Origin of the sequence: Massilia litorea, assembly GCF_015101885.1 — a bacterium.
GTDB lineage: Bacteria > Pseudomonadota > Gammaproteobacteria > Burkholderiales > Burkholderiaceae_D > Telluria > Telluria litorea.
This window is the reverse complement of the sequence record NZ_CP062941.1, coordinates 3,050,154-3,075,977: the sequence shown is the minus strand read 5'-3', so window position 1 is coordinate 3,075,977 and position 25,824 is coordinate 3,050,154. Positions and strand designations below refer to the sequence as shown.

Annotated in this window: 25 protein-coding genes; 14 read left to right on the top strand and 11 right to left on the bottom strand. The window is 64.4% G+C overall.

Translation table 11 applies throughout. The annotated features are described in order from the left end of the window. Nucleotides 1–11: 11 nt before the first annotated feature. From LPB04_RS13765 to flhD, 7 genes are all read right to left on the bottom strand, one after another. Nucleotides 12–377, bottom strand: coding sequence for a response regulator (locus tag LPB04_RS13765; RefSeq protein ID WP_193685127.1), 366 nt, complete (start codon nucleotides 375–377; stop codon nucleotides 12–14). 53 nt (nucleotides 378–430) lie between these two features. Next, nucleotides 431–979 (bottom strand): chemotaxis protein, encoded by a 549-nt coding sequence (locus LPB04_RS13760; RefSeq protein WP_193685126.1) that lies wholly within the window; start codon nucleotides 977–979, stop codon nucleotides 431–433. Next, nucleotides 976–1,938, bottom strand: coding sequence for a flagellar motor protein MotB (motB, locus tag LPB04_RS13755; protein ID WP_193685125.1), 963 nt, complete (start codon nucleotides 1,936–1,938; stop codon nucleotides 976–978). The genes LPB04_RS13760 and motB overlap by 4 nt, the downstream gene beginning before the upstream one ends. Nucleotides 1,939–1,982: 44 nt before the next feature. Further along, complete coding sequence (gene motA, locus LPB04_RS13750; protein WP_193685124.1) at nucleotides 1,983–2,843, bottom strand: flagellar motor stator protein MotA; 861 nt, start codon at nucleotides 2,841–2,843, stop codon at nucleotides 1,983–1,985. 143 nt (nucleotides 2,844–2,986) lie between these two features. Further along, on the bottom strand, nucleotides 2,987–3,745 hold the full coding sequence (locus tag LPB04_RS13745) for a class I SAM-dependent methyltransferase (RefSeq protein ID WP_193688996.1): 759 nt from the start codon (nucleotides 3,743–3,745) through the stop codon (nucleotides 2,987–2,989). Nucleotides 3,746–3,757: 12 nt separating this feature from the next. Next, the gene (gene flhC, locus LPB04_RS13740) at nucleotides 3,758–4,342 is read right to left on the bottom strand and encodes a flagellar transcriptional regulator FlhC (RefSeq protein ID WP_193685123.1); all 585 of its coding nucleotides are present in this window, start codon (nucleotides 4,340–4,342) and stop codon (nucleotides 3,758–3,760) included. Between the two features lie 101 nt (nucleotides 4,343–4,443). After that, on the bottom strand, nucleotides 4,444–4,761 hold the full coding sequence (gene flhD / locus LPB04_RS13735; RefSeq protein WP_047826184.1) for a flagellar transcriptional regulator FlhD: 318 nt from the start codon (nucleotides 4,759–4,761) through the stop codon (nucleotides 4,444–4,446). Nucleotides 4,762–5,383: 622 nt separating this feature from the next. Between flhD and kynU the strand changes: the two genes are divergently transcribed. Genes kynU through LPB04_RS13715 form a run of 4 tightly spaced genes read left to right on the top strand, consistent with a single transcriptional unit; the run spans nucleotide 5,384 to nucleotide 9,239 of the window. After that, a complete protein-coding gene (gene kynU / locus LPB04_RS13730) occupies nucleotides 5,384–6,640 on the top strand; it encodes a kynureninase (protein ID WP_193685122.1) in 1,257 nt (418 codons plus the stop codon). Between the two features lie 7 nt (nucleotides 6,641–6,647). After that, a complete protein-coding gene (gene kynA / locus LPB04_RS13725; RefSeq protein WP_193685121.1) occupies nucleotides 6,648–7,490 on the top strand; it encodes a tryptophan 2,3-dioxygenase in 843 nt (280 codons plus the stop codon). A 52-nt stretch (nucleotides 7,491–7,542) separates the two neighbouring features. Then, nucleotides 7,543–8,088, top strand: a complete 546-nt coding sequence (locus LPB04_RS13720) for an RBBP9/YdeN family alpha/beta hydrolase (RefSeq protein ID WP_193685120.1) — start codon at nucleotides 7,543–7,545, stop codon at nucleotides 8,086–8,088. 41 nt (nucleotides 8,089–8,129) lie between these two features. Then, the gene (locus tag LPB04_RS13715; protein WP_193685119.1) at nucleotides 8,130–9,239 is read left to right on the top strand and encodes an acyltransferase family protein; all 1,110 of its coding nucleotides are present in this window, start codon (nucleotides 8,130–8,132) and stop codon (nucleotides 9,237–9,239) included. Nucleotides 9,240–9,570: 331 nt separating this feature from the next. On the opposite strand, the gene htpG is transcribed toward LPB04_RS13715, so the two are convergent. Together htpG and LPB04_RS13705 are read right to left on the bottom strand one after the other, a co-directional pair. Beyond that, nucleotides 9,571–11,490, bottom strand: coding sequence for a molecular chaperone HtpG (gene htpG / locus LPB04_RS13710; RefSeq protein WP_193685118.1), 1,920 nt, complete (start codon nucleotides 11,488–11,490; stop codon nucleotides 9,571–9,573). A 70-nt stretch (nucleotides 11,491–11,560) separates the two neighbouring features. Then, nucleotides 11,561–12,349 (bottom strand): hypothetical protein, encoded by a 789-nt coding sequence (locus LPB04_RS13705; RefSeq protein WP_193685117.1) that lies wholly within the window; start codon nucleotides 12,347–12,349, stop codon nucleotides 11,561–11,563. 296 nt (nucleotides 12,350–12,645) lie between these two features. Here LPB04_RS13705 and LPB04_RS13700 point away from each other — a divergent pair, with 296 nt between their 5' ends. The 4 genes from LPB04_RS13700 to LPB04_RS13685 all read left to right on the top strand — a co-directional run bounded on the left by LPB04_RS13700 (nucleotide 12,646) and on the right by LPB04_RS13685 (nucleotide 17,729). Continuing rightward, entirely contained in the window at nucleotides 12,646–14,280 is a 1,635-nt protein-coding gene (locus tag LPB04_RS13700; protein ID WP_193685116.1) for a methyl-accepting chemotaxis protein, read from the top strand. A gap of 118 nt (nucleotides 14,281–14,398) precedes the next feature. Further along, nucleotides 14,399–14,860: a RidA family protein gene (locus LPB04_RS13695; RefSeq protein WP_136218632.1), complete on the top strand. Its 462-nt coding sequence runs from the start codon at nucleotides 14,399–14,401 to the stop codon at nucleotides 14,858–14,860. 115 nt (nucleotides 14,861–14,975) lie between these two features. Then, nucleotides 14,976–16,169 (top strand): aminotransferase-like domain-containing protein, encoded by a 1,194-nt coding sequence (locus tag LPB04_RS13690; protein ID WP_193685115.1) that lies wholly within the window; start codon nucleotides 14,976–14,978, stop codon nucleotides 16,167–16,169. Nucleotides 16,170–16,370: 201 nt separating this feature from the next. Then, a complete protein-coding gene (locus LPB04_RS13685; RefSeq protein WP_193685114.1) occupies nucleotides 16,371–17,729 on the top strand; it encodes a diguanylate cyclase in 1,359 nt (452 codons plus the stop codon). Here the strand turns inward: LPB04_RS13685 and LPB04_RS13680 are convergent. Next, nucleotides 17,726–19,291, bottom strand: coding sequence for an FGGY-family carbohydrate kinase (locus LPB04_RS13680; protein WP_193685113.1), 1,566 nt, complete (start codon nucleotides 19,289–19,291; stop codon nucleotides 17,726–17,728). The genes LPB04_RS13685 and LPB04_RS13680 overlap by 4 nt on opposite strands. Before the next feature lie 152 nt (nucleotides 19,292–19,443). On the opposite strand from LPB04_RS13680, the gene dapC reads away from it, so the two are divergent. The 3 genes from dapC to LPB04_RS13665 all read left to right on the top strand — a co-directional run bounded on the left by dapC (nucleotide 19,444) and on the right by LPB04_RS13665 (nucleotide 22,863). Continuing rightward, nucleotides 19,444–20,667, top strand: coding sequence for a succinyldiaminopimelate transaminase (gene dapC / locus LPB04_RS13675; RefSeq protein WP_193685112.1), 1,224 nt, complete (start codon nucleotides 19,444–19,446; stop codon nucleotides 20,665–20,667). Nucleotides 20,668–20,685: 18 nt separating this feature from the next. Further along, nucleotides 20,686–21,510, top strand: coding sequence for a 2,3,4,5-tetrahydropyridine-2,6-dicarboxylate N-succinyltransferase (gene dapD / locus LPB04_RS13670; protein ID WP_193685111.1), 825 nt, complete (start codon nucleotides 20,686–20,688; stop codon nucleotides 21,508–21,510). Nucleotides 21,511–21,723: 213 nt separating this feature from the next. Next, nucleotides 21,724–22,863 carry a PilT/PilU family type 4a pilus ATPase gene (locus LPB04_RS13665; protein ID WP_193685110.1) on the top strand — a complete coding sequence of 380 codons (1,140 nt, stop codon included), beginning with the start codon at nucleotides 21,724–21,726 and terminating at the stop codon, nucleotides 22,861–22,863. 12 nt (nucleotides 22,864–22,875) lie between these two features. Here LPB04_RS13665 and LPB04_RS13660 read toward each other — a convergent pair whose 3' ends face one another. Continuing rightward, nucleotides 22,876–23,181 carry a hypothetical protein gene (locus LPB04_RS13660; RefSeq protein WP_193685109.1) on the bottom strand — a complete coding sequence of 102 codons (306 nt, stop codon included), beginning with the start codon at nucleotides 23,179–23,181 and terminating at the stop codon, nucleotides 22,876–22,878. A gap of 199 nt (nucleotides 23,182–23,380) precedes the next feature. On the opposite strand from LPB04_RS13660, the gene LPB04_RS13655 reads away from it, so the two are divergent. Genes LPB04_RS13655 through prmB form a run of 3 tightly spaced genes read left to right on the top strand, consistent with a single transcriptional unit; the run spans nucleotide 23,381 to nucleotide 25,815 of the window. After that, nucleotides 23,381–23,737, top strand: a complete 357-nt coding sequence (locus tag LPB04_RS13655) for an ArsC family reductase (RefSeq protein ID WP_193685108.1) — start codon at nucleotides 23,381–23,383, stop codon at nucleotides 23,735–23,737. Next, nucleotides 23,734–24,888: a succinyl-diaminopimelate desuccinylase gene (dapE, locus tag LPB04_RS13650; RefSeq protein ID WP_193685107.1), complete on the top strand. Its 1,155-nt coding sequence runs from the start codon at nucleotides 23,734–23,736 to the stop codon at nucleotides 24,886–24,888. The genes LPB04_RS13655 and dapE overlap by 4 nt, the downstream gene beginning before the upstream one ends. A 36-nt stretch (nucleotides 24,889–24,924) precedes the next feature. Further along, nucleotides 24,925–25,815 carry a 50S ribosomal protein L3 N(5)-glutamine methyltransferase gene (gene prmB / locus LPB04_RS13645; protein WP_193685106.1) on the top strand — a complete coding sequence of 297 codons (891 nt, stop codon included), beginning with the start codon at nucleotides 24,925–24,927 and terminating at the stop codon, nucleotides 25,813–25,815. Nucleotides 25,816–25,824: the final 9 nt, after the last annotated feature.

Genomic DNA, 25,824 nt, shown 5'->3' with positions numbered 1-25,824 from the left:
GCCTCATCGCCTCAGCCGATCACTTTCTTGACGACTTCGATCAGGCGTTGCGGATCGAAGGGCTTGACCAGCCAGCCGTTGGCGCCGGCCGCGCGGCCCTTCGATTTCATTTCGTCCGAGGATTCGGTGGTCAGCATCAGGATCGGCACCTTCTGGTACTCGGGCAGGCTGCGCAGGTGCTTGATCAGCGCCAGGCCGTCCATGCGCGGCATGTTCTGGTCGGTCAGCACCAGGTCGACGACCTGGTTTTTCGCCTTGTCCAAGCCATCCTGGCCGTCGACCGCTTCCACCACCTGGTAACCGGCGGCCTTCAGGCTGAACGCCACCATCTGGCGCAGCGAGCTCGAATCGTCGACCGCGAGAATTGTTTTAGCCATGTTGTGCTCCTGCTCTTTTCTTGGATTTCTGGGATGTGGGTTGGACGCGACTGTCAGAACAGTTCGATGTCGCCGCTTTCGAGATGCTGTTGTTCGACCGATTTGCGCAGCACGCTGCGCAGCTCGAGCGACTGGATCGCCAGCGCCATGCTGACCTTGCCCAGGCGCTCGACGATTTCGTCGCTGCCCGTGTCGGCGCGAATACCGGCGCCGTGTTCGTCCAGGGTGCCGAGGAATTCGCGCAAGCCGGTCACCCGCTTCAGGGTACGCTCGATCAACTGGCTCGTCATGTCCTGGAACTGCATGCTGGTGATCGCCGTGTTCACGTGGGTGCCGATTTCGCCCGACATCGCCGCCAGCCTGGCGCTGTCTTCCGGCGTGGGGGTGCCGCCCGCGAGCAGGCGGTCGATCGCTTCCTGGCGCGAGCCGACGGCGCTATGGATCGCCATGAAGCTGCTGGTGAGCTTGTCGACTGCTTCCTCGAGCAGCAATTCGGTCTGCAGCAGGTCGGTCTCGACTTCGCTCAGGTGACGCCGGCCGTGCGCCGAGACGCCCGACAACAGGCGCTTGACGTGCGAACCCAAAATCTTTTTTCTTGTCATTGTGTACTCCTGACGCTTGTTTTACTTCCCTGCGCGGTCGCTTCCACGACGGCCTGGGCGGCCGCCTTGCCGTTCTCTGACGGCACGTCGAGCGTGGCGGCGTCGCGCATGACGGCGTCTTCGGTGCGCTTGTTCATCACGATGATGCTGATGCGGCGGTTGATCGGGTTGAACGGATCGGCGCGGTCGAGCGGCGCGGCTGCCGCCAGGCCCACCACGCGCAGGATCTTGTCGTCGGCCAGTCCGCCCACCACCAGGGCGCGGCGCGAGGCGTTGGCGCGGTCCGCCGACAGCTCCCAGTTGCTGTAGCCGGCATCGCTGAAGTACGGGGTCGAGTCCGTGTGGCCCGACAGGCCGATCCGGTTCGGCACGTCGTTCAGCACCATGCCCAGCACGTGCAGGATCTCGCTCGTGTAGGGCTGCAGCGTGGCTTTCGCCAGCGCGAACATCGGGCGGTTCTGCTCGTCCACGATCTGGATGCGCAGGCCTTCGCTGGTGATGTCGAGCAGCAGCTGGTTCTGGTATTTTTTCAGGATCGGGTTGGCCTCGATGACAGCCTCGATCTTCATCTTCAGCGTTTTCAGGCGCTCGCCCTCGGCCTTCTCGAGCGCGGCCCTGGCGTCGTTCAGGTCGTAGGTTTTCTTGTTGGTCTCCATGTCGCCCTTCTTCACCTGGCCGTTGCGGCGCGTGAGGTCGGCGCCGCCGCCCTTGATGACGGACGAGCTGTCGCCGGAACCGGAGCCGCCCGACATCGCCACCTTCAGCGGGTTCTTGAAGAATTCGGAGATGCCTTCGAGGTCGCCCTTCGAGGTCGAGCCCAGCAGCCACATCAGCAGGAAGAAAGCCATCATCGCCGTCACGAAGTCGGCATAGGCGATCTTCCAGGCGCCGCCATGGTGCCCGCCGGCGGTCTTCTTGATCCGCTTGACGATGATCGGGCGCATTCCTTCGTCAGCCATGGCGTTTCCGTGGGGTGGTCGGGTGGAGAGAGATCAGCAAGTTGTTACTTGCTCTTCGACTTCTTGATGTGCTCTTCGAGCTCGGCGAAGGTCGGGCGCTCGGTCGAGTACAGCACCTTGCGGCCGAATTCGACGGCCAGGGCCGGCGCGTAGCCGTTCAGGCTGGCGAGCAGGGTCACCTTCACGCACTGGAACATCTTGCTCGATTCGTCGAGCTTCTGTTCCAGCAGGCTGGCCAGCGGACCGACGAAACCGTAGGCCAGCAGAATGCCGAGGAAGGTGCCGACCAGCGCTTTCGCGATCAGGATACCCAGTTCGGCCGGCGGAATGCCCACCGATTCCATCGTGTGCACCACGCCCATGACGGCGGCGACGATACCGAAGGCCGGCAGGCCGTCGCCCAGCTTGGCGACCACGTGGGCCGGAACCGCGCCTTCGTGGTGGTGGGTCTCGATCTCGTTGTCCATCAGGTTCTCGATCTGGAAGGCGTCCATGTTACCGGAGACCATCAGGCGCAGGTAGTCGGCCATGAATTCGACGATGTGGTGGTCGGCCAGCACCAGCGGGTATTTCGAGAACAGGGGGCTCGCTTCCGGGGCTTCGATATCGCCCTCGATCGACATCAGGCCCTCCTTGCGCACTTTCGAGAGGACGTCGAACAGCAGCGACATCAGCTCCATGTACATTTCGCGCGTGTACTGCGACCCATTGAACACGGTCGGCAGCGCCTTCATGGTCGCCTTGATCGACTTACTGTTGTTACCGACAAAGAATGCGCCGACGGCCGCGCCGCCGATCATGATCAGTTCGATCGGCTGGAACAGCACGGCCGCGTGGCCGCCGGCCATGACGAAGCCGCCGAACACCGACGCACAGACAATGACGTAACCAATAATGACTAACAAGAAGGCGCTCCAGAAGGCGGGTCTGCAGACCCCGGAATCCGAGACAAAGTATCTCAGAAAAAATATTTACGTACGGAACTACTGCAGCTGGAACAATAGCTTGAGAATGGCCTATGGGCAAGTAAAAAGGCCCGATTTGTGGCCTAAAAGTGCCAAATGTAGAGAGTTCGACCAGTATCTTGTAGATAGAGCGATATGGTCGGCGGCGCGTCCTGGATGGCGAATTCATAACTCATCAGCATGCTGCCCGGACGCATCTCGCTCCCTGCCTTGCGCCACAGGGCCGTCATGGCCGCCGGCGACAGGTAGGCGAAGACCGCGTCGTAATCGGAAAAATCGAGCGACTCGTAGTCGCCGCGGATGAAACGGGCGCGACTATTGGTCAGGCGCGCGCGCAGCCAGCTGGCAAGCCAGGGCAAGGGCGCCAGTTCGATGCCGGTGGCGTCGATGTCCGGCCGGCGCCGCGCCAGGTCCATGACCAGGCCGCCGAGGCCGCTGCCGATGTCGATCACGGACACCCTCCTCCCCTGCGGCAGCTGGCCGGCCACCGCCTGCCAGGCCGTCCTGCCCGACGGGTAATACGGCACCTGGGTGCGGAAGGTCGACCAGTACAGGACCAGCATGAACAGGAACACGGCCAGGAACAGCCAGGGCGGCAGCTCGAGTCCGTCGGCTGCGTAGAGGGCGAGCGGAAACAGCAGGCAGATTGCGATCCACCAGGACGCCAGGCGCCAGCGCCAGGTCAGCACGGCGGCAAAGACGCCCTGCAGGATCGCGGCGACCAAATAGGACGGACGGGTGCCGGCACGCGCCAGCAGGTAGACGGCCAGCAGGGTCAGGGGGAAAGCGGCAAGCTGGCAGAGCAGCGCGCGCACGGCCGGCGCGCGCAGGAGCGTGAACATCACGGCAGAGGCTTAAGCGTCGCCTGCGGCATCCTGGCGGGACGCAGCCTCGGCGGCGTCGAGCGCGGCGGCATCTTTCGCCTTGCGGGTCTTGCCGGCGCGCGAAGGCATGTGGCACAGGCCGCACAGGTAATCGCGGTTCAGGTCGAAAGTATTGACGACGAACTTGCCCTTGCATTTGCCGCAGGGAGCCAGCGCCAGCATATTGCTCTGGAAGAAACGGACCAGGGTCCAGGCGCGCGTCAGCGAGAGCAGCGGCTCTTCGCCCGGCTCGGCGGGCATCTGTTCGAGGTAGAGTTGATAGGCCTTCATCACCGCCTGGACGCCGGAGGCACCGGCGTGTTCGACCAGGAAATTATGGATATTGATGAACAGCGAGGAGTGGATGTTCGGTTGCCAGGTGAGGAACCAGTCGGTCGAGAACGGCAGCATGCCCTTGGGAGGCGACATGCCCTTCAGTTCCTTGTACAGCTTGATGAGACGCTCGCGGGAAAGCGAGACTTCGCTTTCGAGCAATTGCAGGCGGGCGCCCAGATTGATCAGCTCGATGGCAAGCTGTATTTCCTGCGCTTCAGATACGACGCTTTTTTTACTCATCCCACGGCTCCGGCTTGTGTCCCGGCTATCCTACACTATCAGCTTGAGCTCAGCGGGATTTTACAATGTGTCTCAGCAGAAATAATTAGACTGCCGAACGCTTAAGCAATCTCTTCCGCTGGCTGGCCGGCCATCAGGATGGCGGCGTGCGACTGCGCCAGGGCGCGGTCCTTGCTGTGGCTGGTCAGCATCGACAGGATGGCGGTGTCGTCGAAGCGGAAACGGGCCAGCATCATGTTGCCGCCGGCGAGCTTCAGGATCTGGGCGTTGCTCATGCCTTCGATCAGGTCCGCGATGTCGGCCGAGATGCCGAGACGGAAAATGGCGGTGACTTTATCGGCGCGGATCATTTGCTGGGCCAGCATCAGGTAGCTCAGATTCGCGTCCCGGATTTCAGCCATCATGTCGTTTGCAGTCATTTTTCTTCTCCATCCCGTTGAACCTGGCGCTAATGTGTGTTGCCAGTGAGATAGATTCTGACCGTAGAGAAACTTTTGGGAAATCGGACGGACACTGTATTTTGCGTCCGTTAAACGCGGGTATGCCCGTAGGGGTTTGTCTGACAAACCCGGGCTGATGGGGGAGGCGCTCCTATGAAAACAGGAGACTGATGTGTACTGCGAGATGCTCTGAATCAACTTGCCGTTCAGCGCACCGAACTGCTCATGTGTTGGTTTACGTCAACCAAATTCAGAACTTTAGGGTCGATTCGAACTTTTTTTCGACCCTGCTACCGGCTTGATGCACCTTTAACGGCAGGTTCCCGGGGAACTTTAGGGTGGTTTTCAAAATATTTTGAAATATTTTCCGTCACCGTTCTGCTGCCTCTGACTTCTTTACGGCGGCGTTTTCCCGAACTTTAGGGTTGCGAGCAAAATAATTTGAAAAAAGTTCAAAAAATGCGCGGCGCTGCCTGATAGCGCGTTAAAAGATAACAAAGCGTCATCGATAGCCTGCCGCCGGCTGCCTTTTTCTTGTTACACTCCCGCCCCAACGGGCCACCTGTATAGTCATCCTGCCCCAACCGCTACCCATCCATATATGAGCGAACTCTCGATCACCCGCGCCGACTGCCTCGCGCGCGATGCCCAGGACCCACTCGCGCCGCTGCGCGAACGCTTCGACCTGCCGCCCGACCTCATCTACCTGGACGGCAATTCGCTTGGCGCCCGTCCCCGCGCCGCCCTCGAGCGCGCGCAGCAGGTAGTGGCGCGCGAATGGGGCCGCGACCTGATCACGAGCTGGAACACGGCCGGCTGGTTCGACATGCCGAAGCGCCTGGGCGAACGCCTCGGCCCGCTGATCGGCGCGGCGCCGGGCGAAGTCGCCGTCACCGACACCACCTCGCTGAACCTGTTCAAGGCGCTGGCCGCCGCCGTGCACATGCAGGCACAGGCGCAGCCCGCACGCCGCGTCATCGTCACCGAGCGCAGCAACTTCCCGACCGATATCTATATGGCCGAGGGATTGACCGAATGGCTGGAGCGCGGCTACCGCGTGCGCCTGGTCGACAGCGTGGACGAACTGCCGGCCGCGATCGACGCCGACTGCGCCGTCGTCATGCTGACCCACGTGAACTACCGGACCGGCTACCAGCACGACATGGCGATGCTGACCCGCCACGCGCACCAGAACGGCGCCCTGATCGTCTGGGACCTGGCCCATTCGGCCGGCGCGGTGCCGGTCGACCTGAACGCCGCCGAAGCCGACTTCGCCGTCGGCTGCACCTATAAATACCTGAACGGCGGCCCCGGCTCGCCGGCCTTCATCTGGGTGCCGCAGCGCCACCAGGCGACATTCTCCCATCCGCTCACCGGCTGGTGGAGCCACGCCCAACCCTTCGCCATGGCGCACGGCTTCGCGCCGGCCGACGGCATCGGGCGCGCCCTGTGCGGCACCCAGCCGGTGGTCTCGCTGGCCCTGGTCGAATGCGGGCTCGAAGTGTTCGAAGAGACGAGCATGGAAGCGATCCGCGCCAAGTCGCTGGCCCTCACCGACCTCTTCATCGAACTGGTCGAAACGACCTGCGCCGACCACCCGCTGGGCCTGGTCACGCCGCGCGACCATGCCCGGCGCGGCAGCCAGGTGAGTTTCACGCATCCGCACGGCTATGCGGTGATGGCGGCCCTGATCGCGCGCGGCGTGATCGGCGACTACCGCGAGCCCGAGATCATGCGCTTCGGCTTCACGCCGCTCTACACAAGGTATGTGGACGTGTGGGATGCGGTGGCGATCCTGAAGGATATCCTCGACCGCGAGGACTACGACGTGGCCGCCGAACGCGGCGCAGTCACTTGAGGGCGACATGGACGACAAACAGAAACAGCCGGCCGAATGGCATGGCGCGAAGATGGACTTCAAGGAGTCGATGAGCTATGGCGACTACCTGGGTTTGAACCAGATCCTGTCGGCCCAGCACCCGCTGTCGCCGAACCACAACGAGATGCTGTTCATCATCCAGCACCAGACCAGCGAACTCTGGGTCAAGCTGATGCTGCACGAACTGCACGCCGTGCGCAGCCACCTGCGCGCGGGCGAACTCGATCCGGCTTTTAAAATGCTGGCGCGCGTGGCCCGCATCATGGACCAGCTGGTCCACGCCTGGGACGTGCTGGCCACCATGACGCCGTCCGAATACACGGCGATCCGCCCCTATCTCGGCGCCTCCTCGGGCTTCCAGTCGCACCAGTACCGCGAGCTCGAATTCATCCTCGGGAACAAGAACGCAGCCCTGCTGGCGGTGCACGAAAAGAATCCGCCGGCCCACGCTACCCTCGACGCCGCCCTGCGGTCGCCCTCGATCTACGACGAAGCGGTGGCGCTGCTGGCGCGCAGCGGTTTCACGATCGCGCCCGAACGCCTGGCCCGCTCCCCAAGCGAGCCGACAGCGCACGACGACTCGGTGCAGGCGGCCTGGCTGGCCGTGTACCAGCAGCCGGACAAACACTGGGCCCTGTACGAACTGGCCGAAAAGCTGGTCGACCTCGAGACCGCCTTCCGTTTCTGGCGCTTCCGCCACGTGACGACGGTCGAGCGCATCATCGGCTTCAAGACCGGCACCGGCGGCACGGCGGGCGTCAGCTACCTGCGCAAGATGCTCGACGTGGTGCTGTTCCCGGAACTGTTCGCGCTGCGCACGGCACTGTAAGCGACGCATCATTCGAGCCATGTAGAATGGATTGAATTAACAAGGAGACAGCATGGGTGGCGACGTACTGATTCTTTCCGGCCTGTGGAATTCGGGCCCGCAGCACTGGCAGTCGCACTGGGAAGCGCGCCATCCCGCATGGCGCCGGGTCGCCCACCGCGACTGGAATAATCCCCAGCGCGACGAGTGGGTCGCCGAGCTCGACGCCGCGGTCGCCAGCAGCACGGGCGCGCCGGTGCTGCTGGCGCACAGCCTTGGCTGCATGCTCGCCGTGCACTGGGCTGCCTCCGGCTCGCCCTTGCGCGCGGCCGGCGCCTTCCTGGTGGCGCCGAGCGACGTCGACGCCGCTTCGTATCCGATCGACCCGAACGGCTTCGCGCCGGTGCCCCTCGCCCGCCTGCCGTTTCCCAGCCTGGTGATCGCCAGCACGAACGACGAATTCGTCACGCGCGAACGGGCCCTGGCCTTTGCCGAAGCCTGGGGCAGCCGCTATGTCGAGATCGGCCCGGCCGGTCATGTGAACGCCGACGCCGGCTATGGCGACTGGCCCGAGGGCGAGCGCCTGCTGCTCGAATTCCTCGACCAGCTGCGCACCTAGCCGATCAGGGTATCATGGCCGCTGCACCGCCAGGCATGACCATGACAAGCCCGACCGCCCCGCTTCCCCGTCCGCTTCCTCGTTCGTTCTCGCTCTACCTCGACTGCTGCCGCTTCCTGGCGGCGGTGCTGGTCGTCGTCAGCCATGTCGTACCGTATGGCGTGGTCGCGCCCGGCTCCGCGATCTGGTGGCCGAACCTCGGACGCGAATCGGTGGTGGTCTTCTTCGTGCTGTCCGGCTTCGTGATCGCCTACACGACCGAACACAAGAACGCGAGCCTGCGCGAATACTGCGTGGCCCGCTGCACCCGCATCTATTCGGTCGCCCTGCCCCTGCTGCTGCTCGGCTTTGCCTTGGCCGCCGTGCTCGTCCTGTCCGGCCAGGCGACGCTCGCGGACTACTACCAGCTACGCAAACCCTGGCTCTACCTGCCGCTGCACCTGCTGTTCATGGGCGAACTCTGGACCATTTCCGAAGTGCCGCCGCTGCTCGGTCCCTACTGGTCGCTCGGCTACGAGGTCTGGTACTACGTCCTGTTCGGCGCGGCCTTCTACCTGCGCGGCACGCGCCGGCTGGTCGTTCTCGGCTCGCTGCTGCTGCTCGTCGGGCCGAAGCTCTGGCTGCTGCTGCCGGTGTGGCTGGCCGGCGTGTTGACTTATCACTGGCAAAAGACGCACACGATCGCGCGCCCGCTGGCGCTCGCCGGCTGGTGCGCGACGCTGGCCTTGCTGGCGGCGTTCAAAGCGGCCGACCTGGATGCGGCCTTGCGTGCAGTCGCGCAGGCCAACTGGCCTTTCCCTGGCCTGCCGCTGAAAAGCGCCGACCGCTGCCTGGCCGACTACCTCGTCTGCGTGCTGGTCGTGGTGAACTTCCTGTGCGCGAAGAGTGCGGATTTCGGCGCCCTGTTGCGCGTCGAGCGGCCGGTGCGCTGGCTGGCTTCCTATACTTTTACCTTGTACCTCGTGCATGCGCTGGTGCTGCGGGTGTGGGTGAGCGTGTATCCGCATCGCGCGGCGGATGCGGGCGATGTCGCGCTGCTGGTGGCGCTGATCGCGGGCGCGACCTGGGTGATCGGGCAGGTAAGCGAGCACCGCAAGGGGTGGTTCGAGGGGATGTTCGTGCGCCTGGCAAGCGCCCGCCGAATCGTCTAACCGTAGGGGTCATTAAGGCCAATGGCTTTTATGACGGGTTCACCGGGCATGCCCACGCGGTACGGCGGCCGATCGGAGATGTCGCGGAACGCAGCGGTACGACCGCGTGGGCACAAGTGCCCACCCTACAAAAAAACCGGGTCCTCAGACCCGGTTTTTACAATAAAGACTTCGCTTACTTCGCAGACCGTAGGGTGGGCTCTCGAGCCCACGCGGTACGGCGCTCGATCGGAGATATCGCGGAACGCAGCCGTGCGACCGCGTGGGCACAAGTGCCCACCCTACAAAAAAACCGGGTCCTCAGACCCGGTTTTTACAATAAAGACTACGCTTACTTCGCAGTTGCCAGCAGCATCTCGTTGAGACGTTTCACGAACGCCGCCGGGTCGCTCAGGCTGCCGCCCTCGGCCAGCATCGCCTGGTCGAACAGGATATGCGACCAGTCGGCAAAGCGCGGGCTGCTCGCGTCTTCGTACTTCAGGCGCGTCACCAGCGGGTGGTTCGGGTTGATCTCGAGGATGGGCTTCGACTCCGGCGCGTTCTGGCCGGCGGCCTTCAGCATGCGCACCAGGTTCGCCGACAGCTCGTGCTCGTCCGCCACCAGGCAGGCCGGCGAATCGGTCAGGCGGTGCGTGACGCGCACGTCCTTGGCTTTTTCAAGCAGCGCACCCTTCATCTTCTCGACCAGGTCCTTGTACTGGGTCTCGGTCTCTTCGTGCTCCTTCTTCTCGGCTTCGTCTTCCAGCTTGCCGAGGTCCAGCCCACCCTTGGCCACCGAGGTCAGTTCCTTGCCTTCGAATTCGGTCAGGAAGGACAGCATCCACTCGTCGACGCGGTCGGTCAGCAGCAGGACTTCGACGCCCTTCTTGCGGAAGATCTCGAGGTGCGGGCTGTTCTTCGCGGCGTTGAAGTTATCGGCCGTGACGTAGTAAATCTTGTCCTGGCCTTCCTTCATGCGCGCGACGTAGTCGGCAAACGACACGGTCTGTTCGTCCGATTCGTTCTGGGTCGAAGCGAAGCGCAGCAGCTTGGCGATGCGGTCCTTGTTGGTCGCGTCTTCGCCGATGCCCTCTTTCAGCACCTGGCCGAATTCCTTCCAGAAGGTGACGTATTTGTCCTTCGTTTCCTGCTCGTCCGCGTTCGCCAGTTCTTCCAGCATGCCCAGCACGCGCTTGGTCGAGCCTTCGCGAATCACCTTGACGTCGCGCGACTCCTGCAGGATCTCGCGCGAGACGTTCAGCGGCAGGTCGGCCGAGTCGATCACGCCCTTGATGAAGCGCAGGTAGGTCGGCATCAGCTGCTCGGCGTCGTCCATGATGAAGACGCGTTTCACGTACAGCTTGATCCCGCCGCGCTTGTTGCGGTCCCACAGGTCGAAAGGCGCATGGCTCGGCACGTACAGCAGCTGGGTGTATTCGCTGCGGCCTTCCACGCGGTTATGCGTGTAGGCGAGCGGCTCCTGGAAGTCGTGCGAGACGTGCTTGTAGAACTCGTCGTACTGTTCCTTCGTGATCTCGGAACGGTTGCGGGCCCACAGGGCGCTGGCCTGGTTGACGGTCTCGAATTCGTCCTTGAGAACGGTTTCCTTCTTCTCTTCGTCCCACTCTTCCTTCTGCATCAGGATCGGCAGCGAGATGTGGTCCGAATACTTGCGGATGATCGTTTTCAGCTTCCAGTTCGACAGCAGCTCTTCTTCGCCGGCGCGCAGGTGCAGGATGACGTCGGTGCCGCGGCCCGGCTTCTCGATCGATTCGACGCTGTAGTCGCCCTCGCCGGTCGACTCCCAGCGCACGCCCTCGCCCGCCTCGGCACCCGCGCGGCGGGTCTCGACGGTGATGCGGTCGGCGACGATGAAGCCCGAATAGAAGCCCACGCCGAACTGGCCGATCAGGGCCGCGTCGGCCTGCTGGTCGCCCGACAGGCGCGAGAAGAATTCCTTGGTGCCGGACTTGGCGATCGTGCCCAGGTGCGAAATGACCTCGTCACGGCTCATACCGATGCCGTTGTCCGAAATCGTGATCGTCTTCGCTTCCTTGTCGAAGCTGACCTTGATCTTCAGTTCATGGTCGTTACCGTACAGGGCGTCGTTGTTGATCGCTTCGAAGCGCAGCTTGTCGGCCGCGTCGGAGGCGTTCGAGATGAGTTCGCGCAGGAAGATTTCCTTGTTGGAGTACAAGGAGTGAATCATCAGTTGCAGCAGCTGTTTGACTTCAGCTTGAAAGCCAAGGGTTTCTTTTTCGGCGTGCGCCATCTTGTTCCTCGTGATGTTACGAATTACGGGTTGAACGGATTGCTGCAATATTGGGATAGCGTTACGGTTTTCAAGAGGTTTTCGCGAGCCCGGCCGTGAGGGGCGGCGCCAGCATGCGTCGTGCGACCAGATGCACGACCAGCGCGCAGCCCAGCGCCAGCGCGAACGCGGCCCCGACCGCGCCCTCGCGCAGCTGCATGGCCAGGGTGACACAGAACACGGCAAATCCGAAATACCCGACCACCATGCCGCGCAGCAGGGCCACGGCGCTGCCGCGTCCCGAACCGGCATGGGCGAAGCCGACCAGCACCGTGCTCATCACCGGGAACATGGCGAAGAAGCCGGACAGGCGCGCGCCGAGGTGGGCCGCGCCCGTCGTCACGGCCAGTACCAATGCGGCGGCGGCGAACATGCGCCAAGGGAGGTCGCCGCGGGCCGGGGTGCCGGCCGGACCGGCGGCGTCCTGCGGAAAGAGCCGCCTTGCCAGCAGCAACGCGGCCCAGACGAGCACGAAGGCGACGGCAAGCGGCAAGTCCAGCCGCTGCAGCGCGGCGACCGCGGCGGCGTACGCCAGCAAGGCCAGCGCCATCGATCCGGCGACGCCAAAGCGCAGCGCCGCCCATGCGTAAGCAAGGCTGAACACGAGAATCGCCACCACCGCCAGCAGGGTGCCCTGGGCGGCGTTGGCAGCAAAGCCCGCGCCCTGTTCGAGCGTCAGCGTAAACAGGATGGGACCGGCGACAATCGGGAAGGCCGACAGCCAGCCGGCGACCGCCTGTCCCCAGCGCCGGCCTGCCAGCGTCACGCCATAAATGAGGCAGGGAACGAGCAATAATTTCAGCAGCAGCACGACGTTCATTGACTGTCCTTTGGCAGCCGCAGGGCGGCGAGCGCGAATGATACCACCAAGAAATACTAAAGTAACAACATTCCGGCGGTCTCCGGTGCCACTGCGTGTGCAAGAATGACCCGGAAGGCGCGGTGAGCGGTCGGCGATGTTGCGTTCTTGTCTGAGATATCTGCTTGAACGCCTAATCTGCTGGTAACGCACATTTCCATGTGGCAATATACGTCCGCATTTTCAGCACTTCTCAGCACCTGACTCATCCCAAGGCCGACACAACTGCTCGGTTCGTCAATTTTTACTGGTTAATCATGAAATTTTCCGACCTCAATATTGGACCGCGGCTGTACGCCGGTTTCGCCCTGATCGTCGCCATTCTCATCGCGCTGGTGACGACTGCTTACCTCAACTTCACCTCGCTCGAAGCCGCCAACGGCATGAACATCCATACCTATGAGGTCATGGCCGAAGCCAATGCCACGCTCGAGAGCCTGATCAACATCGAAACCGGCCAGCGTGGCTTTTCGCTGACCGGCAAGGACAGCTCGCTCGAGCCGATGACCGCCGGCGTCCAGGCCTTTGCCAGCCACCTGGGCAAGACGCGCGAGCTGACTGCCGATAACGCGGCACAGCAGAAGCGCCTGGCACAACTCGAGCAGGCCCAGAAACAATGGATGAGCGTTGCCATCGAGCCTGCGGTGGCGCAGCGCCGCGCGGTCGCCACCGGCGTGGCTACGCTCGACAACGTGGTCGCGCTCGAGCAGGAAGGCCGCGGCAAGCAGATGATGGATGCGATGCGCGGCCTGATCGCGGATATCGTGGGCGAAGAAGCGGCCCTGCTGCGTGAGCGCGCACAAACCGCGGGCTCCCTGCATGGCCGCACCGTCGGCGTGCTGATCGGCGGTGGTCTCGTTGCCACCCTGCTGGCACTCGCGATCGCCGCAGTGCTCGCGCGCAGCATCGCACCGCCGCTGCGCGATGCCGTTGCCTTCGCCGAGCGCGTGGCCGGAGGAGACCTGACCGGCCGCGTCGACGTGCGCAGCCGCGACGAAGTCGGCAAGCTGATGACCGCGCTGGGCGACATGAACGCCTCGCTGCTGGGCATCGTGTCGCGCGTGCGGGTCGGCACCGATACGATCGCCACCGCATCGGCCGAGATCGCGGCCGGCAACCAGGACCTGTCCTCGCGCACCGAGCAACAGGCCAGCTCGCTCGAGGAAACCGCGTCCTCGCTGGAAGAATTGACGTCGACGGTGAAGCAGAATGCCGACAATGCACGCCAGGCCAGCCAGATGGCCAACGCGGCATCGGCCGTCGCCAGCGAAGGCGGGGCCGTGGTCGCACAGGTCGTCGAGACGATGAGCGCCATCAATGAGTCGGCACGCAAGATCGTCGACATCACGGGCGTCATCGACGGCATTGCCTTCCAGACGAATATCCTCGCGCTCAATGCCGCTGTCGAAGCGGCGCGCGCCGGCGAGCAGGGCCGCGGTTTCGCCGTCGTCGCCGGCGAAGTGCGCAACCTGGCCCAGCGGGCCGCCAGCGCCGCCAAGGAAATCAAGGTCCTGATTGACCACTCGGTCGACAAGGCCGACGCCGGCAGCAAGCTCGTCGGGCAGGCAGGGGCGACGATGGAACAGATCGTCGTCAGCGTGCGCCGCGTGAGCGACATCATCGGCGAAATCAGTGCCGCCAGCGACGAGCAGCGCCTCGGCATCAGCCAGGTCAACGATGCCATCTCGCAGATGGACACGGTGACCCAGCAAAACGCCGCACTGGTCGAGGAAGCGGCAGCCGCCGCCAGCGCCATGCAGGACCAGGCAAGCACGCTGGCAGATACGGTCGGCGTTTTCGTGATCGAATCGGCCGCGCAGCAAACAGGCCTTGCTGCGGGCGGCGCCATGCGCGCACGCGCGCTGCCGGCCCTGCGCCACGAACCGGCCTGATGCCGGAACGCCGCCGTCCGCTTGCGTGCGGGCGGCGGCTCGGCGCCTCCCAATTCTGTGTCCTTCGCGGCTCTCTGGCCGTACAATACCGGCTTCATCCACCGCTACAGAGAACCCCATGTCCGTCTACGACAAACTGAAGGAACTGAACATCACCCTGCAGCAGGCCGCTGCGCCGGCCGCCGCCTACGTCATGTACGTACAGACCGGCAACCTGGTCTTCATTTCGGGCCACATCGCGAAGAACGCGGACGGTTCGGTCAACGTCGGCCAGCTGGGCAAGGACAAGACGACCGCCGACGGCCAGGCCGCCGCGCGTGCCATCGCCATCGACCTGATGGGCACCCTGCAGGATGCCTGCGGCGGCGACCTGACGCGTGTGAAACGCATCGTCAAGCTGATGAGCCTGGTGAACTCGACCCCGGACTTCACCGAGCAGCACCTGGTCACCAACGGCGCCTCCGAACTGTTCGGCGAAGTCTTCGGCGACGCCGGCAAGCATGCCCGTTCGGCCTTCGGCGTGGCCCAGATCCCGCGCGGCGCCTGCGTCGAGATCGAAATGATCGTCGAAGTGGCGTAAAAACCAGGCTTGATTCACGGGGCCGGGCTACCCGCCAGGCCCTTCGCGGGCAAGCTTACCCAGCGCGCCCATCGTGGCCGATCCAGGCCAGCGGTTCATTCCTTATGAGACCAGCATGAAAATCGAGAATCCCAATCCCATCCAGTGGCAGTTTTCCGAGCGCGCGCAAGGGCTGCAAAGTTCCTTCATCCGCGAGATCCTGAAGATCACCCAGCGTCCGGAGATCATCTCCTTCGCCGGCGGCCTGCCTTCTCCCGCCACCTTCCCGGTCGAGCGCATGAAGGCTGCCTACGACAAGGTCCTCTCCGAGACCGGCAAGGTGGCGCTGCAATACGGCCCGACCGACGGCTACGCGCCGCTGCGCGAATGGATCGCGCACTCGCTGTCGACGGCAGGGACGAAGATCCTGCCCGAGCAGATCCTGATGGTGTCGGGCTCGCAGCAGGCGCTCGACTTGATCGGTAAGGTATTGATCGACGAAGGCAGCCGCGTGCTGGTCGAAACCCCGAGCTACCTGGGCGCGCTGCAGGCCTTCTCGGTCTACCGTCCGGAGTTCGCTTCGGTCGCCACCGACGACGACGGCCTGGTGCCGTCCTCGATCGAGGGCGTCGCGAAAGGGGCACGCCTGCTGTATTCGCTGCCGAACTTCCAGAACCCGACCGGCCGTTCGCTGTCCCTGGCGCGCCGCCAGGAGCTGGTCGAGACCTGCGCCCGCATCAAGCTGCCGCTGATCGAGGACGATCCCTACGGCGCGCTGTCGTACTCGGGCGAACCGATGCCGAAGATGGTGGCGATGAACCCGGACGGCGTGATCTACATGGGTTCCTTCTCGAAAGTGCTCACGCCGGGCATCCGCCTCGGCTACGTCTGCGCCCCGCTGCCCCTGGTGCGCCGCCTCGAACTGGCGAAGCAGGCGGCCGACCTGCACACCGCCCAGCTGACGCAGATGGTGGTGCACGAGGTGGTGAAGGATGGCTTCCTGGACGAGCACATCCCGACCATCCGCACGCTCTACGGCAACCAGTGCCGTGCGATGCTGGACGCGATGGCCGAGCACTTCCCGGCCGGCGTGACCTGGACCAGGCCCGAAGGCGGCATGTTCATCTGGGTGACGCTGCCGAAGCAGATCGACGCCATGAAGCTGCTCGACACGGCCATCGCCGCGCGCGTGGCCTTCGTGCCGGGCGCGCCCTTCTATGCCAACGAAGGCGAGACCAACACCCTGCGCCTGTCCTTCGTCACGGTGCCGCCGGAACGCATCCGCGAAGGCATTGCGATCCTCGGCAAGCTGATCGCGGCCATGTTGTAAGCGGCGTCGGCATCGCCTTTCATGCACGCGGAATAAAACCGGCGTACCCAGGAGACACACTCTTGGTTACGCCGGTTTTTTCACCACACAAGCATTCAATTTCAACAATAAAAACTAGCCTTTGAGCAACAAAGATTACCTTTAGTATTCACATCGGGGTATGATTTTGAACGAAATCAAACCGTCACCGCGCCCACCGCAATGTTCACTCCAGCCCCCGTCCCCGCCGCAACGACGCGCCAGGCCGCCGTCCTGATCGTCGACGACGCGCCCGCCCAGCTTGGGCTGATGCGTTCGATGATGCTGCAGCAGGGCTACCAGACTTTTGTGGCGAACAGCGGCGAGCGGGCGCTCGCGATTGCCCAGCGCGCCCAGCCGGACCTGATCCTGCTCGACATCGTCCTGCCCGGCATGGACGGCATGGAAGTCTGCCGCCGCCTCAAGGCGCACCCATCGACCTGCAACATCCCCGTCATCTTCATGAGCGCGCGGACCGGGACCGAGGACATCGTCGCCGCCTTCGACATCGGCGCCTCCGACTACATCCCCAAGCCCCTGCGCCTGGCCGAGGTCTGCGTGCGCGTGCGCGCCCAGCTGCAGTTCCGCCGTACCAGCATGTCGCAGCAACAGCAGGCCGAGCGCCTGCGCCTGATCGTCGACAGCATGGACGAAGGCCTGATGGTGATCGAGCCCTCGGGGCGCATCCAGTACACCAATCCCGCCTGCGACCGCTATCTCGGCTATGCGGCGGGCGAGCTGGCCGGCTCCGCGCTCGACGACCTGCTGGCGCCCTCGGTGGCCCAGGAATACCTCGACCTGTTCAGCCAGAGCGTGCGCGACCCGTCGAGCCCGAACGCGCGCGGCGCACGCGAAGTGCTGATCCGCCAGCGCGACGGCATCCTGCGCGCGATGGATTTCACGTTGACGCCGATGGGGGCCGACCAGCCCCTCTTCGTCGCCCTGCTGCACGACATCACCCACCACAAGCAGTCGGAAAACGCGCTGCAGCGCGCGGCCATGGTCGACCCGCTGACCAAGATCGCGAACCGCCGCCACTTCGACAGCTTCCTCGACAAGGAATGGCAGCGCGCGCTGCGCTCGAGCCAGCCGCTGTCGCTGATCGTGCTCGACGTCGACCACTTCAAGGGTTACAACGACAGCCTCGGCCACGCCGCCGGCGACGCCTGCCTGCAGCAGGTGGCAATGGCGCTGCAGTCGCATGCGCTGCGCGCCACCGATCTCGCGGCGCGCTATGGCGGCGAGGAATTCGTGCTGCTGTTCGGCGAGACCGGCTTCGAGGCCGCCTGCGCCCTGGCCGAAACCATCCGCAGCCACATCGAGGCGCTGCACATCCCGAATCCGCGCTCGGCGACCTCGCCCTGGGTCACCGCCAGCCTGGGCGTGGCGACCATCGTGCCGACCCAGCTCGACGACATCAAGGAATTCTTCGTCCACGCCGACCGCGCCATGTATGCGGTCAAGGAAGCCGGCCGCAATGCCGTGCGCGCCGTGAAGACGGGCGTGACCTTCGGCACGATCGCGGCCGTCATCGACGCCTAACAGTGTTCGGGGTAGCCCGTAATAGCCGCGATCTCACGGTAGAGCGGCTGCAACTGGCGGTACATCTTGCGGTACACCTGTTTATAGAGCCGGTCGTAGATCGCGCGGTTGCGTTCGACCGGTTCGAACACGCGGCCCACGCGCGTCATCGCTTTCACCGCAGCGCCGAAATCCGGATACAGCCCCAGCCCCACGGCGGCGTCGATCGCCGCGCCCAGGCCCGAGGTCTCGTACACGTGCGGGCGCGCCGTCGGCAGGCCGAAGATGTCGGCGGTGAGCTGCATCGCCGCGTCGCTCTGCGAGCCGCCGCCCGACACCCTGAGTTCCGTGATGCGCACGCCGCTGCGTTTTTCGATGCGCTCCTTGCCTTCCCTGAGCGCGTAGGCCAGGCCTTCGAGGATCGCGCGGTAGACGTGGGCGCGCGTGTGGACATCGCCGAAACCGACGATCGCGCCCTTCGCTTCCCGGCCCGGCACCCGGATGCCGGGCGTCCAGTAAGGCTGCAGCATCAGGCCCATCGAGCCTGGCGGCACCGATTCGGCCAGCTGGTCAAATAACTGTTCCGGCGCCAGGTCGCCGGCCAGGGCGCGCAACTGCTCATGGTAGCCGAACTGCTCCTTGAACCAGTTGACCATCCAGTAGCCGCGAAACACCTGGACCTCGGTGCTGTAGGCGCCGGGAAGCGCCGACGGGTACGGCGGAACGAAAGGCGTCACCTCGACATAGCGGCGGCTGGTGGTGTTGATGGTGGCCGTGGTGCCGTAACTGAGGCAGCCGACATGGGGCTCCACGCAGCCCGCGCCCAGCACTTCGCAGGCCTTGTCGGCGGCCGCGGCGAACAAGGGAGTGCCGGCCGGGATGCCGGTGCTTTCCGCCGCGTCGCCTTCGATCACGCCCAGTTGCGTCCCGGGCGGCTGCAGTTCGGGCAGCATGCGCGCTTCGACGGCCAGCGCCTGCCATTTCCAGTCGCGCTTCGGCGCCCAGCGGTGGCGCTTGTAGTCGAAGGGCAGATAGGCGACCTGCGAGCCGCTGGAATCGACGAAGCGCCCGCACAGGCGCCAGTTCAGGTAACCGGAGAGCAGCAGGAATTTATCGGTCGCCTCCCAGACCTCCGGCTGGTGGGCGCGGATCCAGTTGATCTCGGCCTCGCCGCGGAAGAAATCGATGGTCTTGTCGACCCGCGCCAACTTGAAGGCGGCGCGCCAGAAGGGGCCGATCGGCGGCACGGTCCTTGTCCTGCGCTGGTCGAGCCAGGTGATCGCCGGGCGCAGCGGCTTGCCGGCGGCATCCAGGTTGACCACCGTGCCGCGCTGGGTGGTGACGGCCACCGCCTGCACCGCCTCGCGCACCACGCCGGGCTGGGTCCACAGGCCCTGGCAGGCGCGGCAGACGGCCTGCCAGTAGTCTTCCGGCTCGTGTTCGGCCCAGCCGGGCTGCAGGGAAAAATAGGCCTGCAGCGGCACCTGGCATTTGGCGACGATGTTCCCGTGCAGGTCGAACAGCAGCGCGCGCACGCTTTGCGTGCCGTTGTCGATGGCGAGGATGGTGGGCTCGGTCTTCATGCGCTGGTTCGGTCGCCGTGCGGCTGTGACAAATCCGCCATGATAGCCTGCCGCCGCCGGGCTCCTCCAGGCCTGGCACGGGCGGTTCGCACGGCGCCCGTATTTATCGGCTTATAATGGATTCTTTCGCATCGCGCTGACAGCCAACCGCCGTGAATCCACATCTCGACAAACTCCACCCCTACCCCTTCGAAAAGCTGCGCGAACTCTTCGCCGGCGTGACGCCCAACAGCGCGCTGGCGCCGATCAGTCTCGGCATCGGCGAACCGAAGCACCCGACGCCGCCCTTCATCGAGAAAGCCCTGACGCATGCGGTGGCCGGCCTGTCGAACTATCCCAGCACGGTCGGCGGCGAGCCGCTGCGCGCGGCGATCGCAGGCTGGCTCGAGCGCCGCTACGGGGTCCCAGGCCTCGATCCGGCGACGATGATCCTGCCGGTTAACGGTTCGCGCGAGGCCCTGTTCGCGATCGCCCACTCGACGATCGACGCCAGCCGCCCGGATCCGCTGGTGCTGTGCCCGAACCCGTTCTACCAGATCTACGAAGGCGCGGCCTATCTCGCCGGCGCTACACCGTATTTCGTCAACTCCGACCCGGCGCGCAATTTCGCGCCCGACTACAGCGCCGTGCCCGACGATGTGTGGGCGCGCGTGCAGCTGCTCTACGTCTGCTCGCCGGGGAACCCGACCGGCGCCGTGCTCACGCTGGACGACTGGCGCGAACTGTTCGAACTGGCCGACCGCCACGGCTTCGTGATCGCGGCCGACGAATGCTATTCCGAGATCTATACCGGCGCCACGCCGCCGCTGGGGGCGCTCGAAGCGGCGCACCAGCTGGGCAGGAGTAGCGGCAAGCGCCCGTATGCCAACCTGGTCGTGTTCTCGAGCCTGTCGAAGCGCTCGAACGTGCCGGGCATGCGCTCCGGTTTCGTCGCCGGCGATCCGGCCGTGCTGAAGAAATTCCTGCTCTACCGCACCTACTGCGGCGGCGCGATGTCGCCGGTGGTGCAGGCGGCCTCGATCGCGGCCTGGGGCGACGAAGCCCACGTCCAGGACAACCGCACGCTCTACAAAGAAAAATTCCACCTCATCACCCCGCTGTTGCGCGAGGTGATGGATGTGGAACTGCCCGACGCCGGCTTTTACCTGTGGGCCGACGTGCGCCGTACCGGCCTGTCGGACACCGAGTTCGCACGCCGGCTGTACGCCGAATATAATGTGACGGTTCTACCCGGCTCTTACCTGGCGCGCGACGCGCACGGGACCAATCCGGGCCGCAACCGCATCCGCATGGCACTGGTAGCCGGCGTCGACGAAGGGCTGGAAGCAGCCCAGCGCATCGTCCAGTTCTGCCAGGCCCTCCGCACCGTTTCCTGAAACCGAGATCGACAAATCATGACCCAACAACTCCAGAACATCATCGACACCGCGTGGGAACAGCGCGCGGACTTCAGCCCATCCACCGCGCCGTCCGACGTGCGCGACGCCGTCGCCCAGGTCCTCGCGGGCCTGGATGCCGGCACCCTGCGCGTGGCCCAGAAGGAAGGCGGCGAGTGGATCGTCAACCAGTGGGTCAAGAAGGCCGTGCTGCTCTCCTTCCGCTTGGAGAACAACGTGCCCGTCGAAGGCGGCGGCATGCAGTTCTACGACAAGGTCCCGACCAAGTTCGCCGACTACACCGCCGAAGACTTCGCCAAGGGCGGCTTCCGCGTGGTGCCGCCGGCTGTCGCGCGCCGTGGTTCCTTCATCGGCAAGAACGTGGTGCTGATGCCTTCGTATGTCAACATCGGCGCCTATGTTGATGAAGGCACGATGGTCGACACCTGGGCCACAGTCGGTTCCTGCGCCCAGATCGGCAAGAACGTCCACCTGTCGGGCGGCGTCGGCATCGGCGGCGTGCTCGAACCGATGCAGGCGAATCCGACCATCATCGAAGACAACTGCTTCATCGGCGCCCGTTCGGAGATCGTCGAAGGCGTGATCGTCGAAGAGAACTCGGTGATCTCGATGGGCGTGTACATCGGCCAGTCGACCAAGATCTACAACCGCGAGACCGGTGAAGTCACCTATGGCCGCATCCCGAGCGGCTCGGTCGTGGTGTCGGGTTCGCTGCCATCCCCGGACGGCAAGTACAGCCTGTACTGCGCGGTGATCGTCAAGCGCGTGGATGCGAAGACGCGTGCGAAGACGGGCATCAACGAGCTGCTGCGCGGGGTGTAAGCTTCACGGCTGATCAGCCGTGCGTTGACGCGTGGGCTCGAGAGCCCGGTGAACCCGTCATGGAGGCCATTGGCCTCCATGACCCCGTACGGTGCACTACCGCCGCATGAACGAAATCGAGACGGTCGTGTAACGTAGGGTGGGCTCTCGAGCCCACGCGTTACCGCCGCATGACCTGCCTACCATCAAGAGCACCACCCGGGAGAACACCACATGGCCATGGACCGCCTGTTCCAGCTCATGAAAGAAAAAAACGCGTCGGACATGTTCTTCGCGGTAAATTCTCCCGTCCACATCAAGATCAACGGGAACCTCATCCCGATCAACCAGCACAAGCTCGACCCCGACAACATCGATTCGCTGCTGTCGGAAATCACGACGCCGGAGCAGCGGGAAGAACTGAACCGCACCAACGAACTGAACTTGGGCATCTCGGTGCCCAACCTGGGCCGTTTCCGCTTGTCGGCCTTCCGCCAGCGCGGCAGCGTCTCGGCCGTGTTCCGCTTCGTGCCGGCCACGATCCCGCCGCTGGGCGAACTCGGCCTGCCGCCGGTGCTGGCCGAACTGATCATGGAAAAGCGCGGCCTGCTGCTGATCGTCGGCGCCACCGGATCGGGCAAGTCGACCACGATCGCCTCGATGCTCGACTACCGCAACGAACAGCGCACCGGCCACATCCTGACGCTGGAAGACCCGATCGAATACCTTTTCAAGAACAAGAAATCGATCGTCAACCAGCGCGAGATCGGCAGCGATGCCCTCGACTTCGAACTGGCCCTGCGCAACAGCCTGCGCCAGGCGCCGGACGTCATCCTGATCGGCGAAATCCGCGACCAGGCGACCATGGGCGCGGCCCTGGCCTATGCCCAGTCCGGCCACCTGGTCGTCGCCACCCTGCACGCGAACAACAGCTACAACGCCCTGAACCGCATCATCGGCTTTTATCCGGTCGAGAACCGCCCCGCCCTGCTGCAGGACCTGGCCTCGGCCACGCGCGCCATCGTCTCGCAGCGCCTGGTGAAATCGAGCGCGGGCGGCACGCGCCAGCCGGCGGTCGAGGTGATGCTGAACACGCGCTACATCGCCGACCTGATCGAAAAGGGCGAACTCAGCGGGATCAAGGAAGCGATGGACAAGAGCCTCTCGCCCGGCTCGCAATCTTTTGAATATGCGCTATTGGCCCTGGTGCAGGCCGGCCTCGTCACGCAGGAAGAAGCACTGGCGAACGCCGACTCGGCAACCAACCTGCTCTGGCTGCTCAACAACGGGCCGGCAAGTAGCCCGGCCGACGACGCAGCCAGGAAGGACGAGCCGCCGGAAACCTCGTTCACCGAGTTCACCCTCAATACCTGAAGCGCTCGATCTTCACCTGCGCTCGACCGTCACCTCGGTCGTGAACGGCAGCGGCTCGAAGCGCAGCTTCAGCCTTCCTTCCTGCGTCACGAACTCGAGCGGCCCGACGGCCACCAGCCGCATGCGTTCAGTGCCGTTCAGCCTGGCCCAGGCACGGTTGCCGCTGCCTTCGATGCGCAGCACGTCGCCATCGGACAGCGGGTAAGTTCCGTAGACCTCGAGCATTTCCGACGGGGCGATGTAATAGTCCCGCGCGGCAGCGCTCGGTGCGACCAGCAGAGCGAGCAGCGCGGCCAGCGTGACAAGCAATGCTTTCATGGTGTCCTCCAGACTGTCGAGGGCCGCACCGTGCGGCCTCTCTGCGTAAGACAGGCGCGCTGCCTCGCGGTTCGATCCGGAACGGCCGTGTGCGACATCGCCGCGCAGGATGGGCCTATGCTATCCTCTCGGCCTTCCCGAATCACCATGCTTGCGGCAACGCTCGTTGCCCTGACTCATTTACGCCCACGTTCCGCCCATGAAAAAGACGCTCTACGGTATTCCCAATTGCGACACCGTCAAGAAAGCCCGCACCTGGCTGGCCGAAAACGGCCACGACTTCACCTTCCACGATTTCAAGAAGCAGGGGCTGGACCGCGAAACCGCGGCGCGCTGGCTCGACGGACTCGATTGGGAAACCCTGGTCAACCGCAAGGGAACAACCTGGAGAAATTTGCCGGACGAGCGCAAGGCGGCCGTGGTCGACAAGGCCTCGGCACTCGAACTGATGCTGGAAAATACGTCCGTGATCAAGCGCCCGGTGCTCGAAGGCGACGGCGCGCTGGCCGTGGGCTTCAGCCCGGACGCCTACACGCGCCTGATGGGGGCCGCATGATCAGGACCTCGCGCACCCAGGCGCTCGCCGCCGAACTGATCGCCCTCGACTCGATCACGCCGCACGACAAGGGTTGCCAGCAGCGCCTGACCGAGCTGCTCGCGCCGCTCGGCTTCGTCTGCGAGAGCATCGTCTCGAACGGCGTGACGAACCTGTGGGCGCGCAAGGGAACCGAATCGCCCGTGTTCGTGTTCGCCGGCCATACCGACGTGGTGCCGACCGGGCCGGTGCAGCAGTGGGCCTCGGAGCCGTTCACGCCGACGGTGCGCGAGGGTAAGCTGTATGGCCGCGGCGCGGCCGACATGAAGACCTCGATTGCGGCGATGGTGGTCGCCTGCGAAGAGTTCGTGGCAAGCCACCCCGACCACAAGGGCTCGATTGCCTTCCTGATCACCAGCGACGAGGAAGGCCCCGCGACGGACGGCACCGTGGTGGTCTGCGAGCTGCTGGAAGAACGCGGCGTCACGCTCGACTACTGCCTGGTCGGCGAGCCGACCTCCTCCCACATCCTGGGCGACATGATCAAGAACGGCCGCCGCGGCTCGCTCTCGGGCCATCTCGTCATCAAGGGCGTGCAGGGCCACATCGCCTATCCGCACCTGGCGCGCAACCCTATCCACCAGGCCGCGCCCGCGCTGGCCGAGCTGGCCGCCGAGGTCTGGGACGAAGGCAACGAATACTATGCGCCGACTTCCTGGCAGGTCTCGAACATCCATGCCGGCGCCGGCGCCAACAACGTCATTCCGGGCCAGCTGACGCTGGAATTCAACTTCCGCTTCTCGACCGCGAGCACGGCCGAGGGCCTGGAAGCGCGGGTGCACGCCATCCTCGACCATCACGGCCTCGAGTACGACCTGGAATGGACCCTGTCCGGCCTGCCCTTCCTGACCCCGAAGGGAACGCTGTCGGACGCGGTATGCGGCGCAATCCGCGCCGAGACGGGCGTGGCCACCGAACTGTCGACCACGGGCGGGACCTCGGATGGGCGCTTCATCGCCCGCATCTGTCCCCAGGTGATAGAATTCGGGCCACCAAACGCCAGCATCCACAAGATCGACGAACACGTCGAGCTGCGCTTCATCGATCCACTGAAGAACATCTACCGCCGCACGCTGGAAAATCTGCTCACCCCCGGCCTGCTGGCCGCTTAACACCAATCCAGAGCCCAGACCACGGGAGAACATGCCATGACCACGACACCTTTCAGCACCCCGCGCGACCTGCTGCGCTACGCCGTCACCCGCTTCAATGCGGCGAAACTGTTCTTCGGCCACGGCAGCGCCGAAGCCTTCGACGAAGCGGCCTACCTGGTCCTGCACACCCTGAAGCTCCCGCTCGACCGGCTCGACCCTTTCCTCGATGCGAAACTGCTGCCGGAAGAAGTGCTGCAGGTGCTGTCCGTGATCGAGCGCCGCACCGTCGAACGGGTGCCGGCAGCCTACATCACAAATGAAGCCTGGCTCGGGACCTATGCCTTCTATGTCGACGAACGGGTGCTGGTGCCGCGCTCCTTCATCGCCGAACTGATCCCGAATTTCTTCAGCCCGTGGGTGACCAACCCCTATGAAGTCGAAAACGTGCTCGAACTGTGCACCGGTTCCGGCTGCCTGGCGATCATGATGGCCGACGTCTTCCAGAACGCCGTGGTCGACGCGGTCGACATCTCGAAGGATGCCCTCGCTGTCGCCGAACGCAACATCCGCGACTATAAACTCGAAGGTCGCGTCAATCCGATCGAGTCGGATTTGTACGAGAACGTCCCCTTTAAAAAATACGACCTGATCGTCACCAATCCGCCCTACGTGAACGCCGATTCGATGGCCAAGCTGCCGCCGGAATACCTGCGCGAGCCGCAGATCGCCCTGCACGGCGGGCTTGATGGCATGGACCTGGTGCGCAAGATCGTCGCCGGTGCCGCCGAACGCCTGACGCCGGAAGGCATCCTGGTCGTCGAAATCGGCAACGAGGCCGAATACGCCGAAGCCGCCTTCGGCCACCTGGGCCTGACCTGGCTCACCACGAGCGCCGGCGACGAGGCAGTCTTCCTGCTCACCGCCGAGCAACTACAGAACGCATAACACAGTAAA